Raw genomic sequence first — 20,594 nt, 5'->3', positions numbered from 1 at the left:
ACGCCCGCCAAGGAGAACGACCGTGACCGAACGGATCGACCGTCCCGAGTACCCGACCGCGCTCGGCGCCTCCAGCCTCAAGAAGATCACCCTGCTCGGCCACGACCTGGCGGCCGACGTCATGGGCGAGGTCGGATTCGGCGAGCTGGCCTTCTGGCTGGCGACCCAGCGGCGGCCGGAGCGCGGCGAGGTGCGGGTGTTCGAGGCCGTCCTGGCCGCACTCGCCGACCACGGCTTCACCCCGACCGCGATCGTCACCCGCCTCACCTACCTGTCCGCACCTGACTCGGTGCAGGGCGCGCTCGCGGCGGGCCTGCTGGGCGGCGGGTCGAGGTTCCTCGGCGTCACCGAGGACACCGGCCGCTTCCTGCACGACGTGCTGACCTCGGTCGACGGCGACCTCCCGGAGGGCGACGACGGCTGGGACGCCCTCGCCCTGAAGACCGTCCAGGAGCGGCGCGCCGCCGGGAAGTTCGTCCCCGGGCTCGGCCATCACGTCCACAAGGAGGGCGACCCGCGCACCCCCCGGCTGATGGAGATCGCCACCGAGGAGGATCTGTTCGGGCCGCACCTGTCGCTGTTCGCCGCGATCGGCCGGGTGCATCCGCAGGTGCTCGGCCGGACGCTGCCGCTGAACGGGGCCGGGGTGTGCGGCGCCGCGCTCGCCGACCTGGGCCTGCCGCTGGAGCTGCTGCGCGGGTTCGCCCTGCTCGCCAGGACCGCCGGGCTGATCGGACAGCTCGCCGAGGAGATACGCAACCCGGTCGGCAACGACATCTTCCTCTCGGTGGACCTCAACAACCGGCCCGTCGAGCCCGTGCCGTACACCCCAGAAGATCTTTCCTGACCTCCCCCACCCCGCACGACAAGGAGTTCCCATGGCCGAGCTGGTCGCGGTGATCGCGTCCACGCACCACCCGTTCTACTACCGGGCGAGCACCGCGACGGGTGCCGACCGCCCGGAGTTCGCCGACGAGTGGGTACGCAAGGTCGAGGCGTTCCGCGAGACCCTGACCAAGGCGCGTCCCGACGTGCTGGTGATGGTGGGCTCCGACCACTTCCACCAGCTGTGGCTGGACAACATGCCGCAGTTCCTCATCGGCAAGGCACCGTTCTACGACGCCAACTTCTACAACGAGGAACGCGAGTTCGGGCTGCCGCGCATGCTGTTCAGAGGCCAGGAGGACCTCTCGGCCTACCTGCTGCGCGAGGGTATGGACGCGGGATTCGACCTCGCGTTCTCCAACGAGCTGCGGATCGACCACTCGATCACGTGCCCGATCATCACGCTGCGCCCGCAGAACGACCTGCCGATCGTGCCGATCTACACCAACATCTTCGCCCCGCCGCTGCCGAGGCCCAAGCGCTTCGTACAGCTCGGGAAGACGATCCGCGAGCTGGTGGAGTCCTGGCCGCAGGACATGAGGGTCGCCGTGATCGGCACCGGGCACCTCTCGCTGGAGCTGGGCGGCCCCCGGCAGTTCGGCCCCCACGGCCCCGACCCGGAGTTCGACCGGCGCGCCGTGGAATGGATCTCGACCGGTGACCTTGAGGGCTGCCTGTCGGAGGTGACGCTGGACAGCCTGCACGCGCCGGGCAACGCCACTCACGGCTTCATGGACTTCATGCTGATGATGGGCGTCGCGGGCGAGGGCAAGAAGGCCGACTACGTCGACACCTATGACCTGTTCCACACCATGGAGGCATACTTCACCTGGTACCCGAACGGAGTCGGCCAGTGAGCAAGTACCTGCTGAACAAGTTCCTCTACACCGTCGACCGCGACCCCGAACTCGTCGAACGCTACCGCGAGGACCCCCGGGGCACCGTGGAGTGGTGGGAGAGAGAACAGGCCAACCGCATCCTCAACTGCATCGACGGCGAGTCGAGCACCTGGCTCTCCTTCGACGACACCGAACGCGCCGCGCTCACCGAACACGACTACACCAAGCTGTTCGAACTCGGGGCGCACCCGTTCCTCACCCTCACCCTCTTCATCGCGATGTTCGAACGCGACCACGACGAGCCACTCGGTTTCCAGCTCCAGTACGCCCAACGGCTCGCGCACTTCGCGCTCCCCTATCCCGACATCGCCACCTGAGCCCATGCGCGCCATAGAGATCCAAGAACCCGGCCGGCCCCCGGTGCCGGTCGAGCGGGACGCGCCCGAGGCCGTCCGGGGCGAGACGCTGATCAAGGTGACGGCCGCCCCCGTCACCCCGCTCGACCTGCTGTGCGCGAGCGGCACGTCCTACTTCGGCAGGCCACGGACCCCGTACGTGCCGGGTGTGCAGGGGGTCGGGACCGTCGAGGGCGAACCGGTGTGGTTCGCGACCTCGGCGGGGATGGCCCCCGGGGACGGGAGCATGGCCGAGGTCGCCCGCGTCCCCGAGGGCAGTCTGGTGAGACTTCCCTCGGGAGTCGACCCGGTGGCGATCGCCGCCCTGGGACTGTCGGCCATCGCCGCGCACCAGGCCCTGACCTGGCGCGGTGAGCTGGTCGCCGGAGAACAGGTCCTGGTGCTCGGCGCCGGTGGCGTGGTCGGCCAGGCGGCCGTCCAGCTCGCCCGCCTCGCCGGTGCCCGCAGGGTCGTCGCGGGCGCGCGGTCCGCCGCCGCCAGGGAACGGGCCGAGCTGGCCGGTGCCGACGCCGTCGTCACGCTCGACACCGAGGACGTCGCCGAACTGGCCGCGCGCTTCGCCGCCGTCGCCGACGGACCAATCGACCTGGTGCTCGACCCGCTGTTCGGCGTACCGGCCGCGGCCGCCGCGCGCACCCTGCGTCCCGGCGGCAGGCTGGTCAACCTCGGCAGCTCGGCGAGCGAGACCTGCCCGATCGACTCGGCCACCCTCCGCGGAAAATCACTGCGCCTGCTCGGCTACACCAACAACGAGCTGACCCCGGAGCAACGCGCCGCCTCGCTCACGCTCATCTCCGAACAGGCCCTGCTCGGCAACCTGTCCGTCACCCACGAGAGCCTGCCGCTGCGGGAGGCGGAGGAGGCGTGGCGGCGCCAACGCGAGGGCACCGCGACCGGCCGCATCGTCCTCATCCCTTGAACGGCCCGGACGACCCAGACGGCCCGGACGGTCAAGACAGCCCGGACGACTCCGGAACGCCCTGATCGACCCGACAACCCCGGACGAACGGTCAGGACACGATCGTCCGGGTCCGGGTTCGGCCCTGGATAACCCGGGGCACCACCGGGTTCCGAATCCGAATCCGGATCCGGGTCCGGGTCCGGGCCACTCAGGGCACCACCGGGTCACCGGGTCACGTGAGGCACCGTCTCCAGCCGGGCGAAGTCCGCGCTGATCTCACCGGCGGTCTGGAGCAGCGGAGGAAGGTGCTCCTCCAGGAGCCGTTCCAGCGAGGTCTCCGCGGCGTGGCTGTTCACGTTGATCCCGGCGATCACGCGTCCTGACCCGTCACGCAGCGGCGCGGCGACCGAACGGATCCCCGGCGCGAGCTGCTCGTCGGTGAACGCCCAGCCGCGCGCGCGGACCTCGCGCAGCTCGGCGGCCAGCTCCTCGCGGCCGATCCGCCGCGGTTCGATGCCGGAACGGGACGGCTCGGCCAGCACGCGCTCCACCTCCTCGGGGGTGAGCGCGGCCAGGCAGACCTTGCCCAGCGACGTCGCCTGCGCCGGAAACCGGGTGCCGATCTGCACGGCCAGGCCCACGATCTTGGGAACCGCGACCCGTGCCACGTAGACGATGTCGGAGCCGTCGAGCTGGGCGATCGAGCACGACTCACCCGTACGGGCGACGAGCCTTTCCAGGTGCGGGCGGGCGACGTCCCACAACCCCATCGAACGCACGTAGGCCACCCCCAGGTCCAGCACCCGAGGGGTGAGCGCGAACCCTCCCTCGCACGAACGCACGTAACCCAGCTCCTGGAGGGTGAGCAGGATGCGGCGGGTGGTCGGCCTGGCCAGACCGGTCGCCGTGGCCACCTGGGTCAGTGACATCACCGGCCGGTTGGGCTGGAAGGCGGTGACGACCTCCAACCCCCGGGCCAGTGCCTCGATGAAATCCGGTCCGACGCCTTCCCGCGGCATTGACGGACTCCTCACGATGGGGTGGTTACCGGACGATCCACCCTGCAGGGGGACCGGCATACGGACAATTTATGTGAGTGCCTGGCATATTCGCCACCCAGCTTATATGTCCACGTAGCGCGGCACCGCGAAGACGACTTCCCGCCGTATCGTGACCTCGACCCGACCGGCGGTCGACGACCGCATCCCTCTTCGCTCGCTGGGCGGACAAGTAGCCATTCTCCGGCGCGTCCGTCGACCGCGGGACCCGGGGTGACGGCATCGCGCCCGCACCCTTTCACGTCCAATATGCTGGGCTACGAGTGACAGGGAATCAGGGAGACCAGACGTGATAGGCGACGACGACATCTCCGGGTGATACCGGAAGTGATCGGCCACCGGCGGGCGCGTAGGAGCGCCGACGCCGTGGCCATCTCTGTCGTCAGCCCATCGATCCCCGCCGGGCGGCTCCGACGCGCGCCCGCGTCCCACACGAGGTCTCTCGCATGTCCGATGCGTTCATCATCTGCTCGAACCTTTCCTTCTCCTGGCCCGACGACACCCCGGTCTTCCAGGATCTGTCCTTCACCGTGGGTGCCGGCCGTACCGGCCTCGTCGCACCGAACGGCGCGGGGAAGAGCACCCTGCTCAAGCTGATCGCCGGGGAGTACCGGCCCGGCGGCGGAAGCGTGTCCGTCGAGGGCGTGCTCGGCTACCTCCCGCAGACCCTGCCGCTCACCGGCGACCTCACCGTGGCCGAAGTCCTGGAGATCGCTCCGGTGATCAGGGCCCTGGACGCCATCGAGTCCGGAGACACCGACGAGGAGCACTTCACCACGATCGGCGACGACTGGGACATCGAGGAGCGCACCCGTGCCCAGCTGGACCGGCTCGGCCTCGGGGAGATCTCCTTCACCCGGCACCTGCGCACCCTCAGCGGTGGCCAGATCATCTCTCTTGGCCTGGCGGCACAGCTGCTGAAGCGGCCCGACGTCCTTCTGCTGGACGAACCGACCAACAACCTCGACCTGGACGCGCGCCGCAAGCTCTACGACGTGCTGGAAGACTGGAACGGCTGCCTGCTGCTCGTCAGTCACGACCGGGCGCTGCTGGACCGCATGGACCGCATCGCCGAACTCGACCGGGGCGAGGTCCGCTCCTACGGCGGTGACTTCACCGCCTACGAGGAGTCCGTCCGGGCCGCCAGGGAGGTCGCGGAGAAGAACGTCCGCAACGCCGAGCAGGAGGTCAAGCGGGAGAAACGGGAGATGCAGCAGGCCCGCGAGCGGGCGGCCCGCCGGGCGAGCAACGCCGCCCGCAACCTCAAGGACGCCGGCCTGCCGAAGATCTTCGCGGGAACGATGAAACGCGACGCCCAGGAGTCGGCGGGAAAGGCGAACGAGACCCACGCGGCGCGGGTCAACGACGCCAAGGCCCGGCTCGACGAGGCGGGCCGGGCACTGCGCGACGAGCAGAAGATCACGCTGGAACTGCCCGGCACCAACGTCCCCGCGGGACGCACGGTCTTTCTCGGGAGGGGGATGCGGGTCCACTACGGTGAGCGGGAAGTGTTCGCGGGAGAGGGCGCCGACCTGACGATCCGGGGACCCGAGCGGATCGCGCTGACCGGCTCCAACGGCACCGGCAAGTCCACCCTGCTGCGTCTGATCAACGGTGACCTCGAACCGGAGGGCGGTCAGGCCAGGCGGGCCGACGGCCGGGTCGCCTACCTGTCCCAACGGCTGGACCTGCTCGATCCCGGCCGCACCGTGGCGGAGAACTTCGCCGCGTTCGCCCCCGTGATGCCGCAGGATCAGCGGATGAACCTGCTCGCCCGCTTCCTGTTCCGTGGCGCCCGCGCTCACCTGCCGGTCGGGGTGCTGTCCGGCGGTGAGCGCCTGCGCGCCACCCTGGCCTGCGTGCTGTACGCGGAACCGGCACCGCAGCTACTGCTGCTGGACGAACCGACCAACAACCTCGACCTGGTCAGCGTCGGCCAGCTGGAGAGCGCGCTCAGCGCCTACGAGGGCGCGTTCGTCGTGGTCAGCCACGACGAACGCTTCCTCGCCGAGATCAGGATCGACCGCTGGCTGCGGCTCTCCGAGGGCCGGCTGCTGGAGACGGGACCCCCGACGGACTGAACGGTCCCTGCCCGCACATGCCCCCACGTCCCTTGCCCCACATCGTCACACCGGCTCCGTCGACCGGACCTTCTCGACCTCGTCGGCGGTGCCGCCCGCTCGGGCGGCGCCGCCCACCCCGGCGGGAACGTCCTCCTGTGCGGAGCCGTTCCCATCGGCGGAGGTGCCCTCCTGAGCGGGACCGTCCGCGTGAGCAGGACCGTCCGCGTGAGCGGGGCCGTCCGCTCGGGCGGGCAGGAGCAGGGCGGTGATGATCACGATCACGGACAGCGCCGCACCGATGATGAAGGCCAACCGCATACCGCCGAGGGTGGCGAGCACCTCCGTGGCTCCCTCGGATCTCAGGGCACCGGCTCGCGCGCTCATCACGGTGATCACAAGCGCGGTACCCATCGCAGCGGCGACCTGCTGCAACGTGCTCAGAATCGAGCTGGCGTGGGAGTAGAGCGGCGGCGGAACGGCCCCGAGCCCGAGGGTGAACACCGGCGTGAAGGCCAGGGCCAGACTCACCATCAGCAGCGCGTGCAGACCGAGGAGCTGCCAGAACGGCATCGTCATCGTGATCTGGGTGAAGCCGGTGAGCGCGAGCGTGATCCCGATCGCGCCGGGGACGACCAGCACCCGACCGCCGAACCGGTCGAACAGACGGCCGACGACCGGACCGAGCAGACCCATCGCGAGACCACCCGGCATCACGAGGAGCCCGGTCTGCAGGGCGCTGAGCCCACGGACGTTCTGGAGGTACAGCGGCAGCAGGATCATCGAGCCGAGCATCGCCATGAAGGACACCGACATCAGGATCAGCGCGACCGTATAGGTGCGGTATCGCAGGGTGCGCAGGTCCAGCAGCGGTATGTCGCGCTTCTGCAGCGACACCTGGCGGAGGACGAAGACGAGAATGGCGAGCAGACCCGCCGCCACGGTCGTGACGGCGACGGCGACGTCACCGCCCTCGAACCTGCTGAGCCCGTAGACCAGGCCGCCGAAACCGGCGGCCGCGGTCACCACGCTCAACCAGTCGATGGTGCTGACCTCGGGCTCCCCGACGTTCTTGAGCTGCCTCAGGCCACCCCACGTGATCAAGGCGGCGATGGGGAGCACCACGGCGAACAGCAGCCGCCAGGACCCGAAATTGAGGATCACTCCCGAGACCGCCGGACCCATGGCCGGCGCGACCGAGATGGCGAGGCTGACGTTGCCCATCACCCGGCCCCGCTCCGACCTGGGCACCACCTGCATCAACGTGGTCATCAGCAGCGGCATCATCACGGCCGTCCCCGACGCCTGGACGATGCGGGCGCCCAGCAGCACCTCGAACGACGGCGCGACGGCGGCCAACGCCGTACCGAGCAGGAACAGGCCCATCGCGACGGTGTAGGCGCTGCGGGTGGACACCCGCTGCAGGAACCACCCGGTGATCGGGATGACCGCGGCCATGGTCAGCATGAAGGCGGTCGAGAGCCACTGCGCGGTCTGCTCGTTGATGTGCAACGCGTCCATCAACTGCGGGATCGCGTTAATCATGATCGTTTCGTTGAGGATGACCACGAACGTGGCGAGCACCAACAGCCGGATCACGGGCGGGGTGCGACCTGAACCAGCGGTCGCGGACTTGGCTGGTGAATCGAGCTGGAGGCTGGACACGGCTCCTCAATCGGGGTTGTCGAAGATGAGATCGGTGGCGTCGAACACGACGCGGTCATGGCTGGCGTCCCAGCCTCAGGTCTCGCAAGACGTTGCGGTCATGCAGAGTTTGACGCACACCACCGACAAAACTCATCGGTCGCCCCCAGCATTCCCGCGAACAGTGCGACATGTCACTCGATTTTCGTCGGCGAACAACGCCCCGCAGATGACGTGTCGATCGCAACTGAGATGTGATCTCCTTACGCGAAGCTGGCCCCGTGAGCATGGATGAACTGCGTCTTCGCGTTGAGGAGTTGTCCCAGCGGTTCGGGATCAACCCACCTGACGTGGTCCACGGCGAACCGCCCCAAGGAGCGGACTGCATCCTGAAAAGACGCGGCAAGAACTCCCTGATCGTCATCGGAGCCGGCTTCGACACTCTGCCCAGGCAGGTACAGGACGCAGATCTCGCGTGGGCCGTCGCGGCATCCGACCGCACGCGCGTCCGTAAGGAAGGGGTCTCGACTACGGCCTTGCTCGGCTTCGGCGTTGTGGCCGGCCTCGTTACATCCCAGTCGATCCCCCCGTCCAGCTCGCCCATCCCCGCCACCGTGACGGTGCTGATATGTCTCATCATGATCGGAATGCCGATCATAATGAGACAGCAGATCTACGCACTGGACCGCAGGGTGGCGGCGGTCTGTGGAAAAGAGATGCTCCATCGGGCCCTCACGTACTGGCAGGAGCACCCGCCTCGAATGCGAGGCATCTACCGGCTCGTGTTGAAGGTGCAACCTTCCATGGCGAAACGAGCCGCCAGGATGGCTCCTTCGAACATGTGAGGGCGGCCGGCGCTCCCCACCGCATGAGCGACACCGTAGGCATCGATCACGTCACCACCGTCACGATCGCCGAAGGGCGTGCCTCACCTCCATCAGGGCGAACCCCAGCAGGTTCAGCCCCGGCCACAGCTCCGGCTTCTCGGCTCGTTCGTCATCGGCAGCCAGTCCGATCCCCCAGACACGATCGACGGGGCTCGCCTCCACCAGCACCCGCTCACCGGTGCCCAGCAGGAACTCCCGCAGATCGGCATGTCGGCCGAACTTCGCGAAGTTGCCGCGGACCACCAGGTCGAAGCGGGCCGCCGTCCACTTCTCCTCGTCGAAGCCCCGTACACGCCGTCCGAGATCCTTGACCTGCCCGGGGTGATCGGCCGCCACGATCGCCGCCGCGCTCTCCTCGTCACCGAACAGCCGCGCCTTGCCCGCCATCATGAAGTGCTCCGCCGTACGGTAGACCACGCCGTCCACCACGAAGTCCGCCGGCCACCACTGCGACAGGCACCCGGCCCCTACCCCTCCGGAACGCGGCGGCCGATGCCCCCAGAACATCAGATACTTGATCCGCTCACCGCCCCGGGCCGCCTCGGCCAACCCCGCCACATCACGCGCCTCCACCGCCTTCGCCATGCACGCACCCTCCCAAACCCCCCGTGCCCCGCGCCAACCACTTTCCAAGGTGAAGCCCTCCGGTGACCGCGGCAGGGATGCGCGCCGCCCTGATCCGACGCGGCCCATGGGAAGTGATAACGAGTGCTAGCCTGCCCAAATGTCTGCGTACCTGGCGTTGAACCGTCGAGCGGCAGCCTCCGGACGCGCCGGGAAGGCCACGTGTTCGTCATAGGTCGTGCGAGATGACCGAGAGAAAAGAGTTGCGCGGCGGCGTGAACGTGGTGCGCCGGCACGGCGATGTCGTCCACCGACCGGCCTCGGCGGCATCACCGACGATCCACCGGCTGCTGCGGCACATACGCGCGCAGGGCTTCGACGGTGCCCCTCAGCCGCTGGGCTTCGACGCCGACGGCGCGGAGACGCTGACCTTCCTGCACGGGGAGGTACACGAGGCGCTCCCGCCCGAACTGCGTACCCTCGAACTCCTCGACTCGGCGGCCACGCTGCTGCGCCGCTATCACGACGCCGGCGCCACGTTCGCGACCGCTCCCGGCGACCGGTGGTGGCTCCCCGCCCGCTCTCCCGTCGAGGTCGTCTGCCACGGCGACGTCGCACCCTACAACTGCGTGGTGCGCGACGGCCTGGCCGTGGGCCTCATCGACTTCGACGCCGCGCACCCGGGCCCGCGCCTCTGGGACGTGGCGTACGCGGTCTACCGGTTCGCCCCCCTGCACGCACCGGGCAACCCCGACGGCTACGGCGGCCCCATGGAGCAGGGACGTCGCGCCGCCCGCTTCTGCCGCGTCTACGGCATTCCCGCCGACACGAGACTCCTCGATGCCGTCGCCGACCGGTTGCGCGCCCTCGTCGACCTCATGCACGACCAGGCGGAGCAAGGCCACGAGGCGTTCCGGTCCCACATCGAAGACGGTCACGCCGACCTGTACGAGGCCGACATCCGCTATCTCGACGTGAACCGCGACACCCTGCTCGGTGCCTTCGACGACGAGTGACGGTGCCGTATGCCCTACCCGAACACCATCGGTTCCTACGAACCCTGGGACGGCTCTGCAGCACCTGCCCGCCTGATCCGCATGAAGGCTTCAGGGCTATGATTCCCGGGTGTCTTTTAGAGCCGTCCTGCCGTTTCTTCTGGCCGCTGGTCTTCTCGTCGGCTGTGGGGTGGTTCAAGAGAACAGCGCGGGCAGAATTGCCTCTCCGAAACCGGTGACCTCGTCGGCGGAAACGATCCAGGGGCGTTGGTGGACCTGGGCGGCCTCGGAAGGCGAGAGCACGAACCCCGTGATGGATACGACCGGGGAATTCTGCGACCGAAACCAGCCAGAGGACGTATGGTTCCTCGCCGGAACCTTCGGCGGTACCTCGCAGCGGACATGCAGGGTGCCCGCGGGGCGACCGATAGTGTTCCCACTGGTGAATCAGCTCTGCTCCGAGGCGGAATGCAAGGAGTTCCTGGCCATCGCGGAAGGCAGAGCCACCCTCGACGGCGAGCCGGTCACGCTTGAACGGATGGAAGACGACGACGTTGTCGTGACCGGTGTGGCGGGCAACCCTCTGACGGGCGAGGAGGGAAGGACCAGATCCTACGCTTCCGGCCTCTGGGCGCGGCTCCAGCCGCTGCGGCCCGGCCGTCACACACTGACCATTCGCGGATCCTCCGGCGACTTCCACACAGGCGTTGATTACACACTCGTCGTCGAGGCCGAGCCACGAGCATGAGCGCAGTCTGAGATTTCAACAAATGGTCGATGAAGCCCAGCGACCGTCATCTCGTCTGCGACCGGGGAAACGCGGCCCGCATTGTGCGGGCTGGAGGGCGATGCCGAATTCTTGGATGAGGCCGCCGACGGAGGGGATGCGTTCTCACTACCCGCGCCGCAAGATGCGGATCAGCTCTCCGATGGTGGCCGGCACTTGAAAAAGCCCCGGCCCGGAGGGCGGTGTCAGCCGATCCACGCGCCGGTGGTGAAGTTCCCGGTGTTGATCGCCATGACCGGGATCATGATGGCCATGCTCACCAGCCACACCCAGGGTCTTCGCACCCCCGCGACGCCGATGGCGATCCACAGGGGAAACCAGGTCAGCGAGCCCCGGCCGATCGACATGTAGAACGACGACAGGGTGAGGAAGGACAGCACCTGGGGGGCGATGTACGCGAGCTCCGGCCACCTGCGCCGTACCGCGAGGCAGATGGCCAGCACCAGCAGCACCGCGGCTGAGATGATCTCCTCGTAGTAGGACGTGGTGAGCGAGGCGACGTCGTCGGACATGCTCCAGGTGTTGGCGAGCGCCTCCCACGGCCAGACGGCGTGCCGGCCCCAGAACCGGTCCTGCACCGAGTTGTAGGCCAGCCAGTCGCCGGTGCGGGTCCACTGGTAAAAGCTGTACAGCGCGAGCGGCACACCGGGGAGCGCGAGCCAGGGCAGCAGGCGCCACCCGCCCGGGCGTTTGCGGCCGTTCTCCGCCACCAGGAACATGACGAGCAGCCCGAAGGCCAGGAACAGGCCGGAGATGCGCACCGTGGCCGCTCCGGTGGCCAACAGCGCGGCGTCCTCCCAGCGGCCGTTCCTGGCGAACAGCCACGCCGAGACGGCCAGGGCGAGGAACAGCGCCTCCGAGTAGCCGGAGTACAGGAACACGGCGAACGGGCTGAGGAACAGCGCCGCCACCGCGTACCGGCCGCTGCCTGCCGCGTACGTCTCGGCGAGCCGCGACAGCATCACCGCGAGCACCGCGCTGGCCACCAGCGAGATGATCATCGTGGCCAGCCGGCCGTCCTCGACGACCGGCCGCATCATCCTGATCAGTATCGCCATGCCGGGGAAGAACGCCGGCAGCTTCTCGGCGTCCTGCATGCCCGGGGGGCCGTCGTAGCCGAACTGGGCGATGGCGATGAAGTTCTCGGCGTCCCAGCGGGTGAACCGGTTGAGGAAGGGGTCGGTGGTCCGGCCAGGGCCGGCCAGGTAGGCGTAGATCAGCACACCGACGTGCGACAGCGCCCAGAGGAGCAGGGCCAGCCGGTCGCCGGGGTCGGTCAGGAACCTGGGCACCCACCGCCGCCCGGCCACCTCGTCGGTTGACTCGCCGGTCGTCTCGGCGGTCGTCTCACCAGAAGTTTCGCCGGTCGTCTCGCTGGAAGTCTCGGCGGTCGTCTCGCCGGGACCCGCGCCGGGTTCCGCATCGGCCGGTTCCGGCTCCGTGATCTCCACCGGTCCGGCGGGCGCGCGATCAGTCACGCGAGAATCCTTATATAGCCGCAAAATCCGGGCAACCAGTTGCCCACGGCATGATCCTTCCGTTCCGGCCCATCCCCGCTCGTCTCCTGCGAAGACCCACTTCCGCCCGGTGGCGGGACGCTCCGCCCCGCCGTGAAACTTCCACGCGGTGCCGGCCGCCGTGCCCGCCGTGGAAGGGGGATGTCACGCCCTCGTACCGCAGATGCAGGGCCATCCTCTGGCTGGCGTGCGCGAGGTTGTGGCAGTGGCTCATCCACACGCCGGGATTGGCCGCGCGAAACGCCACCTCCCACACCTCGCCGGGCCGCACGTCGAAGGTGTATGGCAACAGATCGTGTACGACCGGCAGGCCGGCCACCGATTACCCGCGTCAACACTTCTGCGGGTCAATACATCTAGGCCTTGCGGGCCAGGCCGCCGTAGTAGGTGTGGTACAGCAGGGCGTTCTTGACGAAGAAGCTCGGCTCGGCACGCCACTCGGGGAGCGGGACGAGGCCAGGTTCGACCAGTTCGAAGTCGCCGAAGTACTCCGTGATCTCGTCCGGGGTGCGCCAGCGGCCGGTGCCGAGGTTCTCGTTGAAGAGCTTCTCGACCGTCGTGGCCTGCTGGGACGCCGCCGGGTGCGCCTCACCGGGATTACAGAAGTGCGAGATCGCCACGAAGCTGCCGGACACCAGCGGGGCGCGCAGCGTGGCCGCCACTCCCGCGGGATCGTCGTCGTCGTGCAGGTGGTGCAGGATGCTCAGCATCAACAGCCCCACCGGCTCGCTGAAGTCGATGAACTGCTTGACCTGATCGTTCTCCAGGATCGACCGTGGGTCGCGGGCGTCCGCCTGGATGACCGTCGTGCTGTCGTCGGCGGCGAGCAGCGCTCGCCCGTGGACCAGCACCATGGGGTCGTTGTCCACGTAGACCACCCGGGCCGCCGGATCGACCTCCTGCGCCACCTGGTGCACGTTGCCCTGGGTGGGCAGGCCGGAGCCGATGTCGATGAACTGCCTGATCCCCCCCTCGGCCACCATGTGGTGCACGACCCGCCGCAGGAAGGCCCGGTTGTCCTGCCCTGCCTGCTGGGCTCCCGGGGAGATCTTCATCGCCGCCTCGGCGACCTGCCGGTCGATGGCGAAGTTGTCCTTGCCGCCCAGGAACCAGTCGTAGACCCTCGCGATGCTGGGCTTCGTCGTGTCGATCTCCGCAGGCAGCTGCCCCTTGTTCAGCGTCGTCTCGTTCCCGTCTTCGCCGCGTTCGGACACCTCGCCACCTTCGCTTCGATCGGGGTCCGCTTGATCGCGGAGGACTTTGCAGATAATAACGCCGAATCCCTCTAAAGGCAGTATGTAGCGACAAGCTCACCCACAAGCGCTGAAATCGTGATGCGCTCATAGCTCTACAAAAACCGCGAATCGCTCAATCAGCCGACTTTCCCTATACGTATCGTCGGCCTCTGCGCGATCGAGGTCATGGTGTCGCGCACCTGTCCACCACCTCTGTGGACGCGACCCCGCCGTAGGGGCGGATGAGTCCGCGCGACACCCGGCGGTCGCCCCTGACCCCGACGAGCCCGACGAGCCCGACGAGCCCGACGAGCCCGACGAGCCCGACGAGCCCGACGAGAAGCGTGCCCCACCGCGGAAGGTGTCGTGACGGCGCCGAGCGGGTTGTGGGCCATCACAACGAACGTCCTCCCAGTGTTGGTGTGCGGGCCTAAGACACCCGTCGCACGCTCTGGCAGCCTCGATCTCAGCGGTTGAACGAAATTCGCCGAACGATCCGGCCGCGTCTTTTCCGGCCAGGTCAACGGTGATTTCCGGCTGCATATCCAGAAGGAGGAGATCGTGGGCTTCGACGAGCGGAACGCACCCGGCGGCGGATGGCCTCGCCCCGTGATCCCCCGAATCGGGGCTCGGCTCAGTTACGCCCTCCACCCTTTCCTCGCCGCGAATCCCGTGTACCGGAGGGTCGGTGCCTGGCTCGAACGCAGGCAGCGGGCCTATCGCTGGTTCACCCGCGCGGAGCGGGTGGCGAAGGAACAGCTGTACGGATGCCGCATGTGCGGTCAGTGCGCGTTGCCCGACACCGGCTACACCTGCCCGATGACCTGCCCGAAGCAACTGCGCAACGGCCCATGTGGCGGGGTGTCCGCCTCCGGCCGCTGTGAGGTCCATCCCGATCTGGTCTGCGTCTGGGTGACCGCGATCGAGCGGGCGCAGGGCGGCGGGCACGGCGCCGACCTCGACCTGCTGCAGCGTCCGGTCGATCACCGCGCGTGGGACCGCAGCTCGTGGGTGAACTACTGGCAGGGCCGCGACGACGGGCTGGGGGTGGCGCCCGGCCCGGATGACCCCCGCCCGCTGCTGCGGCGCGAGCTGGGGTTGAGTCCGCGATGAGCGCCGAGCCAGCGGGAGGTGGGCTGCGCGCCGCGTTCGCCGCCGGCAGGTTCGCCGTCACCGCCGAGATCGGCCCGCCCAGAGGGGCCGACGCGGAGGCGGTCACCCGTAAGGCGGAGCTCCTGCGGGGCTGGGTCGACGCCGCGAACGTCACCGACAACCAGGGGGCGAACGCCCGGATGTCGAGCCTGGCGGGCAGCCTGCTCGCCCAGCGCGCCGGGGTCGAGCCGGTGATGCAGCTGACCTGCCGCGACCGCAATCGTCTCGCCCTGCAGTCGGACCTCCTCGCGGCCGGTGCCCTCGGCATCCCGAACGTGTTGCTGCTCACCGGCGACCACCCCCGGTTCGGTGACCATCCCGAGGCCAAGCCGGTCTTCGACCTCGACGGTGTGCAACTCGTCTGGACCGCGCGAACCCTGCGGGACGACGGCGTGCTCATCTCCGGCAGGGCCGTCTCCCCCCGTCCGGCCTGGTTGATCGGCACGGTCGAGAACCCGTTCGCGCCTCCGCTGGGGTTCCGGGCCCGCAGGCTGGCCAAGAAGGTGGCCGCAGGTGCGGAGTTCGTCCAGACGCAGTACGTGTTCGACTTCGACATATTCGAGCGGTGGATGGCCGACCTGCGGGATCTCGGCGTCACCGAACGCTGCAAGATCATCGCCGGTGTCGGCCCCATCCGCTCGCTGCGCGCCCTGGAGTACATGCGCACCTCCGTCCCCGGCGTGCATGTTCCCGACCAGGTCGACCGGAGGCTGCGCGGGGTACCCGCCGACCGGGTCGCCGAGGAGGGGATCCAGATGTGCGTGGAGACCGTGCAGCGGCTCGCCACGATCCCCGATGTCGCGGGTGTCCATCTCATGGCGCTCGGCTACGAGCACGGCGTGCCCGACATCCTGCGGCGGGCCGGTGTCCCCCGGCCGCCGACCGCGCTTTCCGATCACAACCGCCACCACTCCATGGAGGGCATCGGTCATGCTCGTTGACTTCCGGCCTCACTCCAAACTCAGCGGCACGAGTTCCCTGGACCTGATGACCTCGCTCGCGCCCGTCGTCGAGGCGTTGCGGGAGGGCTCCACGGACCTCGACAAGGTCCGGTTCGTGTGCGACTGGGTCCAGTACAAGTCGAACTTCCGCGAGGTGGTCGACGTCCGGCCGATCCTGCAGTGCCCGCAGCCGAGCGCGAGGCCCGGCCCCGCCATCGTGCCCCTGGGCACCAGGGACGACGCCGTGGAGATCGCCGTCGACGTACGGCGCAGTGCCGTCATCTCCCTTGAGGAGGTCACCGCGGCGCTGCGGCGGGGGAGCGCGAACGGCCGCGTCCTGCTGGAGGACTGGGGTCCCGGCAGCCGCAGCTGCGTCTGGGACTTCAACGCCCGCTACTGGAAGGACCTGGACCTGTGGGAGAAGTCCACCGGGCGAGGGTACGAGCAGGCGCTGCCGGGCGGTGAGAGTGACGCGCACAACCGCGACGCCGCGCGCGACGTGATCGGTGACCTCTTCGAGGTCTGGGATGCGCTGGCCGACGGCGACGCCCTGCCCGAGGAGCTGTACGTCGTCGAGCTCGGGGTGGGCAACGGCAGCCAGGCGAAGGTCTTCCTGGACGAGTTTCGCGCCCTCGACGCCGGGCACGGGCGCGGCTACTACCGGCGCCTGCACTACATGATGTGCGACTACTCCCAGCATGTGCTCGATCTGGCCCGCGAGGCGGTCGATGAGCATCGGGCGCGGATCAGCTCGTTCGTGCTCGACGCGACGACGCCGTGCACCTCGCTCGGTTTCCTGAAGTACAAGGTCTTCCTCGTTTACATCTCCAACGTCTACGACAACCTGCCGACCGACGAGGTCGCCCAGCTGGGCGGCCGAACCTACCGGGTGGAGACCCGCGCCTACCTCGACGACGCCACCGTGGCCGAGCTCGCCGAGTCGGTGGGGGCCTCGGTGGGCGAACTGCCGGCCCTGGTGCACAGGCTGCTGCGGCTGGGGCCGGGGCTGCTGGCCGAGACCGACCCCACCCGCTTCGCCGACGTGGACGCCGCCGTCTCCTTCTGGCGGACGGTGTGGGGCACGGTCAGGCTGGAGGAGCGGTACGTCCCGCTGGCCGGCCTCGACCTCTACTCCCTCGCGCCGTCCATGAGCGGGGAGCTGCTGCGGCCCCTGCTCGAATCCGGCGCCGACATCCGCATGCACGTCAGCAACGGGGCGGTGGCGAGCTTCGCCGACAGCCTGCGGCTCCTGCATCCGTTCGGCAGGCTCGTCTGCCACGACCTGTTCGTCACCGACGTACACGCCTATCGGACCAACTTCCGTGGCCCGGGGAAGTACGAGGGGTCCGTCGTCAACTGGGTGAACGGGCCGCTGCTGGCGCATGTGGGCCGGCGTAACGGCTTCGACGTGCACTACGCGCCCTTCGCCCATCGGGCGGGCGGGAACATCGTCACGATGACGGCGCAGGTGAGGGACTGATGTCCGCGCTCCACCAGGCCGACCTCATGGGCCGCCTGCCCCTGCTCCCCACCAGCGTCGTGGGCTCCTACCCGGTTCCCGAGTGGATGGAGCGGTTGAAGACCGACTACTACCGCGGCCGGATGAGTTACGCGCAGCTCCAGGACCTGCACGACATGGCGATCAAGGCGGCGCTCCGGGACCAGGAGATCGCCGGCATCGACATCGTGTCCGACGGCGAGCTGCGCCGCGACAACGACATCGACTACTTCCTCGCCAGGATGCCGGGCATCGACATCCCCCGGACGTCGAAGGACTTCTACTTCGACTACTACGAGGCCAGGGTCGTCGAGCGGCTGCCCCCCTCGGCCACGGCACCGCTGATGCTGGCCGACGACTTCTCCTTCACCACCGAGCAGACCTCCGATCCGGTCAAGTTCTCCTTCACCGGGCCGTTCTCGCTCTCGCGGCGGGTACGGAACGAGGCGTACGACGATCCCGGCGAGCTCGTGATGGCGATCGCGCGCGTGCTCAACGCCGAGGCGCGTGCCCTGGCCGAGCGCGGCGCCCGGCTGCTGCAGATCGACGAACCCTTTCTGGCCGGCTACCCCGGCGAGGTGGAGACGGCGATCAAGGCCGTCAACGTCGTCACCGAGGGCGTCGACGTCACCTGGGCCCTGCACGTCTGTTACGGCAACCGCTACGCGCGCCCCTCGTGGGAGGGTCACTACGACTTCCTGTTCCCCGCCGTGCTCGACGCCGCCGTGGACCAGCTCGTCCTGGAGTTCGCGCGCAAGGGGTACGCGGACCTGCCGGTGATCGACAAGTTCGGCTGGGACCGCACCATCGGGCTGGGCGTCATCGACGTCAAGTCCTCCGACGTGGAGACCCCGCAGGCGGTCGCGTCCAGGATCCGGAGCGCGCTCGACCTCGTTCCCGCCGACCGGCTGGTCGTCAACCCCGACTGCGGGCTGCGGAACGTCTCCGCGCCCGTCGCCAGGGCCAAGCTCGCGGCCATGGTCGCCGGCGCCGCCATGGTGCGGACCGAACTGACCGGTGCCGCCACAGCACGGCCCGAACCGGCCGGCGCCGCCCACCACCTGAACCCGCTCGAACCATCGCCCGAGGAGCCTGAGCAATGACCCAATTGGGAATCGACGACGACTACGTGTTCACCTCCGAGTCGGTGACCGAGGGACACCCCGACAAGATCGCCGACGCGGTGTCGGACGCCGTGCTGGACGCGGCACTGACCCTTGACCCCTACTCCCGGGTCGCCTGCGAGACCCTGATCACCACCGGCATGGTCGTCCTGGCGGGAGAGATCACCGCCCCGCGGTCGCTCGACTACACGCAGATCGTCCGGGACACCGTGAACGGGATCGGGTACGACGACGGGGCCTACGGCTTCGACGGCCACTCGTGCGCCGTTCTCGTGGCGCTGGACAAGCAGTCACCCGACATCGCGCAGGGCGTCGACCTGGCGCACGAGCATCGCCGGGACCGCTCCGGCGACGAGTTCGACCGGGCCGGCGCCGGTGACCAGGGAATGATGTTCGGCTACGCCACCGACGAGACCTCCGAGTTCATGCCGATGCCGATCGCGCTGGCGCACCGGCTGTCCCGCAGGCTCGCCGCGGTCCGCAAGGACGGGACCCTCGGCTACCTGCGCCCGGACGGCAAGACGCAGGTGTCGGTGCGCTATCAGGGCGACGTCCCGGTCGGCGTGGAGCAGGTGCTGATCTCGACCCAGCATGCCGAGGAGGTCTCCCTGGAGCGGATCCGCGAGGATCTCTGGCGGCACGTCGTCACTCCTGAGCTGCCGGCCGAGCTGTACGACGCCGACGCGCTCCACCGGAGCCTGCTGGTCAACCCCACCGGCAGGTTCGTGATCGGCGGCCCGGTGGGTGACGCGGGACTCACCGGACGCAAGATCATCGTCGATACCTACGGGGGATTCGCCCGGCACGGCGGCGGCGCCTTCTCCGGCAAGGACCCCTCGAAGGTGGACCGGTCCGCCGCCTACGCGGCGCGTCACGTCGCCAAGAACGTGGTCGCCGCCGGGCTCGCCCGCCGGGCGGAGGTGCAGGTGGCGTACGCCATCGGGGTGGCCCGGCCGGTGTCGGTGCTCATCGAGACGTTCGGCACCGAGCGGGTGAGCCGTTCGCTGATCCGGACGCTGGTGGCCGAGCACTTCGACCTGCGGCCCGCCGCCTTCCGTGAATACCTCGGACTGCACAGTCCCATCTACCGCCAGACCGCCGCCTACGGACACTTCGGGCGTACGGACCTCGACCTGCCGTGGGAGCGGACCGATCGGGCCGACGCGCTCCGCCGGGCCGCCGCGCTGTCCGCCGACGCCGTCCCCGCGACGCTGTGAACGGGACGGACCCCGACGTCGGCCGGCTCGTCGTGTCCTGCACCGACCGGCCGGGCGTCGTCGCCTGCGTCTCGTCGTTCCTGTACCGGCGCGGAGCCAACATCGTGCAGTCCGACCAGGACTCCACCGGGCCCGCGGGCGGCCGGTTCTTCCTGCGCATCGTGTTCCACCTGCCGGGACTGGACAAGGAACTGCCCCGGCTGGAGCGCGAGTTCCGGCAGGAGGTCGCGGCGCGGCTCGACGCGGACTTCCGGTTCCGCGCCGCCTCCGTGCCGACCCGGGTGGCGCTCTTCGTCTCGCGCTACGACCACTGCCTGCTCGACCTGCTGTGGCGGGCCCGCCGGGGCGAGTTGCCCATCGAGGTGTGCCAGGTGGTCTCCAACCACCCGGACCTCGCCGAGGAGGTGTCCTCGTTCGGGGTGGCGTTCGAGCACATCCCGGTGACCAGGGCGACCAAACCGGAGGCCGAACGGCGCCAGCTCGACCTCCTGAAGGGCAATGTCGATCTGGTGGTCCTCGCCCGCTACATGCAGATCCTCTCGGGTGACTTCCTGGACCGGATCGGCGTACCGGTGATCAACATCCACCATTCCTTCCTGCCCGCCTTCGCCGGCGCCGGGCCGTACGAGCAGGCGAAGGAGCGCGGCGTGAAGATCATCGGAGCGACCGCGCACTACGCCACCGAGGAGCTCGACGAGGGGCCGATCATCGAGCAGGACGTCGTCCGGGTCTCGCACCGCGAGAGCGCGCGTGAGCTGACGCGGCGCGGCGCCGACATCGAGCGGACCGTGCTGGCCAGGGCCGTGACCTGGCACTGCGAGGACCGTGTCCTGGTGAACGGCCGCACCACGATCGTCTTCTGACCCCGTCGGCC

20 protein-coding genes are annotated in these 20,594 nt (G+C 69.0%); 14 read left to right on the top strand and 6 right to left on the bottom strand.

Annotated features, from left to right (window positions below; translation table 11 throughout):
• The first annotated feature begins 22 nt into the window (after positions 1 to 22).
• From AB0B96_RS28595 to AB0B96_RS28580, 4 genes are read left to right on the top strand one after another with little or no spacing between them, the layout of a single operon-like run.
• Positions 23 to 847 (top strand): citryl-CoA lyase, encoded by an 825-nt coding sequence (locus AB0B96_RS28595; protein WP_362903488.1) that lies wholly within the window; start codon positions 23 to 25, stop codon positions 845 to 847.
• A 31-nt stretch (positions 848 to 878) separates the two neighbouring features.
• A complete protein-coding gene (locus tag AB0B96_RS28590) occupies positions 879 to 1,742 on the top strand; it encodes an extradiol ring-cleavage dioxygenase (protein WP_350942268.1) in 864 nt (287 codons plus the stop codon).
• Complete coding sequence (locus AB0B96_RS28585) at positions 1,739 to 2,101, top strand: hypothetical protein (RefSeq protein ID WP_350942267.1); 363 nt, start codon at positions 1,739 to 1,741, stop codon at positions 2,099 to 2,101. Before AB0B96_RS28590 ends, AB0B96_RS28585 begins: the two co-directional genes overlap by 4 nt.
• Before the next feature lie 4 nt (positions 2,102 to 2,105).
• A complete protein-coding gene (locus AB0B96_RS28580; protein ID WP_362903485.1) occupies positions 2,106 to 3,059 on the top strand; it encodes a zinc-binding dehydrogenase in 954 nt (317 codons plus the stop codon).
• A gap of 206 nt (positions 3,060 to 3,265) precedes the next feature.
• Here the strand turns inward: AB0B96_RS28580 and AB0B96_RS28575 are convergent, their stop codons facing one another.
• Entirely contained in the window at positions 3,266 to 4,060 is a 795-nt protein-coding gene (locus AB0B96_RS28575; RefSeq protein ID WP_350942265.1) for an IclR family transcriptional regulator C-terminal domain-containing protein, read from the bottom strand.
• A gap of 485 nt (positions 4,061 to 4,545) precedes the next feature.
• Here AB0B96_RS28575 and abc-f point away from each other — a divergent pair, with 485 nt between their 5' ends.
• Positions 4,546 to 6,180 (top strand): ribosomal protection-like ABC-F family protein, encoded by a 1,635-nt coding sequence (abc-f, locus tag AB0B96_RS28570; RefSeq protein WP_362903483.1) that lies wholly within the window; start codon positions 4,546 to 4,548, stop codon positions 6,178 to 6,180.
• A gap of 45 nt (positions 6,181 to 6,225) precedes the next feature.
• Here abc-f and AB0B96_RS28565 read toward each other — a convergent pair whose 3' ends face one another.
• Complete coding sequence (locus tag AB0B96_RS28565) at positions 6,226 to 7,758, bottom strand: MDR family MFS transporter (protein ID WP_362903481.1); 1,533 nt, start codon at positions 7,756 to 7,758, stop codon at positions 6,226 to 6,228.
• A 326-nt stretch (positions 7,759 to 8,084) separates the two neighbouring features.
• Here AB0B96_RS28565 and AB0B96_RS28560 point away from each other — a divergent pair, with 326 nt between their 5' ends.
• Positions 8,085 to 8,648, top strand: coding sequence for a hypothetical protein (locus tag AB0B96_RS28560; protein ID WP_362903479.1), 564 nt, complete (start codon positions 8,085 to 8,087; stop codon positions 8,646 to 8,648).
• A gap of 60 nt (positions 8,649 to 8,708) precedes the next feature.
• Here the strand turns inward: AB0B96_RS28560 and AB0B96_RS28555 are convergent, their stop codons facing one another.
• Complete coding sequence (locus AB0B96_RS28555; RefSeq protein WP_362903532.1) at positions 8,709 to 9,197, bottom strand: NADAR family protein; 489 nt, start codon at positions 9,195 to 9,197, stop codon at positions 8,709 to 8,711.
• Between the two features lie 302 nt (positions 9,198 to 9,499).
• Between AB0B96_RS28555 and AB0B96_RS28550 the strand changes: the two genes are divergently transcribed.
• Both AB0B96_RS28550 and AB0B96_RS28545 read left to right on the top strand, forming a co-directional pair.
• Complete coding sequence (locus AB0B96_RS28550) at positions 9,500 to 10,270, top strand: phosphotransferase (protein WP_362903477.1); 771 nt, start codon at positions 9,500 to 9,502, stop codon at positions 10,268 to 10,270.
• 109 nt (positions 10,271 to 10,379) lie between these two features.
• Positions 10,380 to 10,997 carry a signal protein gene (locus AB0B96_RS28545; protein WP_362903475.1) on the top strand — a complete coding sequence of 206 codons (618 nt, stop codon included), beginning with the start codon at positions 10,380 to 10,382 and terminating at the stop codon, positions 10,995 to 10,997.
• Positions 10,998 to 11,221: 224 nt separating this feature from the next.
• On the opposite strand, the gene AB0B96_RS28540 is transcribed toward AB0B96_RS28545, so the two are convergent.
• The 3 genes from AB0B96_RS28540 to AB0B96_RS28530 form a co-directional block, all read right to left on the bottom strand.
• Positions 11,222 to 12,514, bottom strand: coding sequence for a mannosyltransferase family protein (locus tag AB0B96_RS28540; protein WP_362903473.1), 1,293 nt, complete (start codon positions 12,512 to 12,514; stop codon positions 11,222 to 11,224).
• 10 nt (positions 12,515 to 12,524) lie between these two features.
• Positions 12,525 to 12,824 carry a multicopper oxidase domain-containing protein gene (locus AB0B96_RS28535; protein WP_362903530.1) on the bottom strand — a complete coding sequence of 100 codons (300 nt, stop codon included), beginning with the start codon at positions 12,822 to 12,824 and terminating at the stop codon, positions 12,525 to 12,527.
• 85 nt (positions 12,825 to 12,909) lie between these two features.
• On the bottom strand, positions 12,910 to 13,767 hold the full coding sequence (locus AB0B96_RS28530; protein WP_362903471.1) for an SAM-dependent methyltransferase: 858 nt from the start codon (positions 13,765 to 13,767) through the stop codon (positions 12,910 to 12,912).
• A gap of 582 nt (positions 13,768 to 14,349) precedes the next feature.
• On the opposite strand from AB0B96_RS28530, the gene AB0B96_RS28525 reads away from it, so the two are divergent.
• The 6 genes from AB0B96_RS28525 to purU are packed head-to-tail and all read left to right on the top strand — an operon-like array spanning position 14,350 to position 20,583.
• The gene (locus AB0B96_RS28525; RefSeq protein ID WP_362903469.1) at positions 14,350 to 14,901 is read left to right on the top strand and encodes a methylenetetrahydrofolate reductase C-terminal domain-containing protein; all 552 of its coding nucleotides are present in this window, start codon (positions 14,350 to 14,352) and stop codon (positions 14,899 to 14,901) included.
• Positions 14,898 to 15,881: a methylenetetrahydrofolate reductase gene (locus AB0B96_RS28520; protein ID WP_362903467.1), complete on the top strand. Its 984-nt coding sequence runs from the start codon at positions 14,898 to 14,900 to the stop codon at positions 15,879 to 15,881. Before AB0B96_RS28525 ends, AB0B96_RS28520 begins: the two co-directional genes overlap by 4 nt.
• Positions 15,871 to 17,361 (top strand): hypothetical protein, encoded by a 1,491-nt coding sequence (locus tag AB0B96_RS28515; RefSeq protein ID WP_362903464.1) that lies wholly within the window; start codon positions 15,871 to 15,873, stop codon positions 17,359 to 17,361. Before AB0B96_RS28520 ends, AB0B96_RS28515 begins: the two co-directional genes overlap by 11 nt.
• On the top strand, positions 17,361 to 18,482 hold the full coding sequence (locus AB0B96_RS28510; RefSeq protein ID WP_362903462.1) for a hypothetical protein: 1,122 nt from the start codon (positions 17,361 to 17,363) through the stop codon (positions 18,480 to 18,482). Before AB0B96_RS28515 ends, AB0B96_RS28510 begins: the two co-directional genes overlap by 1 nt.
• Positions 18,479 to 19,720 carry a methionine adenosyltransferase gene (gene metK / locus AB0B96_RS28505; RefSeq protein WP_362903460.1) on the top strand — a complete coding sequence of 414 codons (1,242 nt, stop codon included), beginning with the start codon at positions 18,479 to 18,481 and terminating at the stop codon, positions 19,718 to 19,720. The genes AB0B96_RS28510 and metK overlap by 4 nt, the downstream gene beginning before the upstream one ends.
• Positions 19,717 to 20,583 (top strand): formyltetrahydrofolate deformylase, encoded by an 867-nt coding sequence (gene purU / locus AB0B96_RS28500; protein WP_362903458.1) that lies wholly within the window; start codon positions 19,717 to 19,719, stop codon positions 20,581 to 20,583. The genes metK and purU overlap by 4 nt, the downstream gene beginning before the upstream one ends.
• Positions 20,584 to 20,594 lie beyond the last annotated feature (11 nt).

The organism is Streptosporangium sp. NPDC049046 (assembly GCF_040649155.1).
Classification (GTDB): domain Bacteria; phylum Actinomycetota; class Actinomycetes; order Streptosporangiales; family Streptosporangiaceae; genus Streptosporangium.
This window is presented reverse-complemented; position numbering and strand designations above follow the sequence as displayed.

Excerpts from the sequence above, each read along its gene's own strand:
- AB0B96_RS28590 (WP_350942268.1), top strand. The coding sequence starts at position 879 with ATGGCCGAGCTGGTCGCGGTGATCGCGTCCACGCACCACCCGTTCTAC.
- metK (WP_362903460.1), top strand. The coding sequence starts at position 18,479 with ATGACCCAATTGGGAATCGACGACGACTACGTGTTCACCTCCGAGTCG.
- AB0B96_RS28515 (WP_362903464.1), top strand. The coding sequence starts at position 15,871 with ATGCTCGTTGACTTCCGGCCTCACTCCAAACTCAGCGGCACGAGTTCC.
- AB0B96_RS28510 (WP_362903462.1), top strand. The coding sequence starts at position 17,361 with ATGTCCGCGCTCCACCAGGCCGACCTCATGGGCCGCCTGCCCCTGCTC.
- AB0B96_RS28580 (WP_362903485.1), top strand. The coding sequence starts at position 2,106 with ATGCGCGCCATAGAGATCCAAGAACCCGGCCGGCCCCCGGTGCCGGTC.
- AB0B96_RS28520 (WP_362903467.1), top strand. The coding sequence starts at position 14,898 with ATGAGCGCCGAGCCAGCGGGAGGTGGGCTGCGCGCCGCGTTCGCCGCC.
- abc-f (WP_362903483.1), top strand. The coding sequence starts at position 4,546 with ATGTCCGATGCGTTCATCATCTGCTCGAACCTTTCCTTCTCCTGGCCC.
- AB0B96_RS28575 (WP_350942265.1), bottom strand. The coding sequence starts at position 4,060 with ATGCCGCGGGAAGGCGTCGGACCGGATTTCATCGAGGCACTGGCCCGG.
- AB0B96_RS28550 (WP_362903477.1), top strand. The coding sequence starts at position 9,500 with ATGACCGAGAGAAAAGAGTTGCGCGGCGGCGTGAACGTGGTGCGCCGG.
- AB0B96_RS28555 (WP_362903532.1), bottom strand. The coding sequence starts at position 9,197 with ATGTTCTGGGGGCATCGGCCGCCGCGTTCCGGAGGGGTAGGGGCCGGG.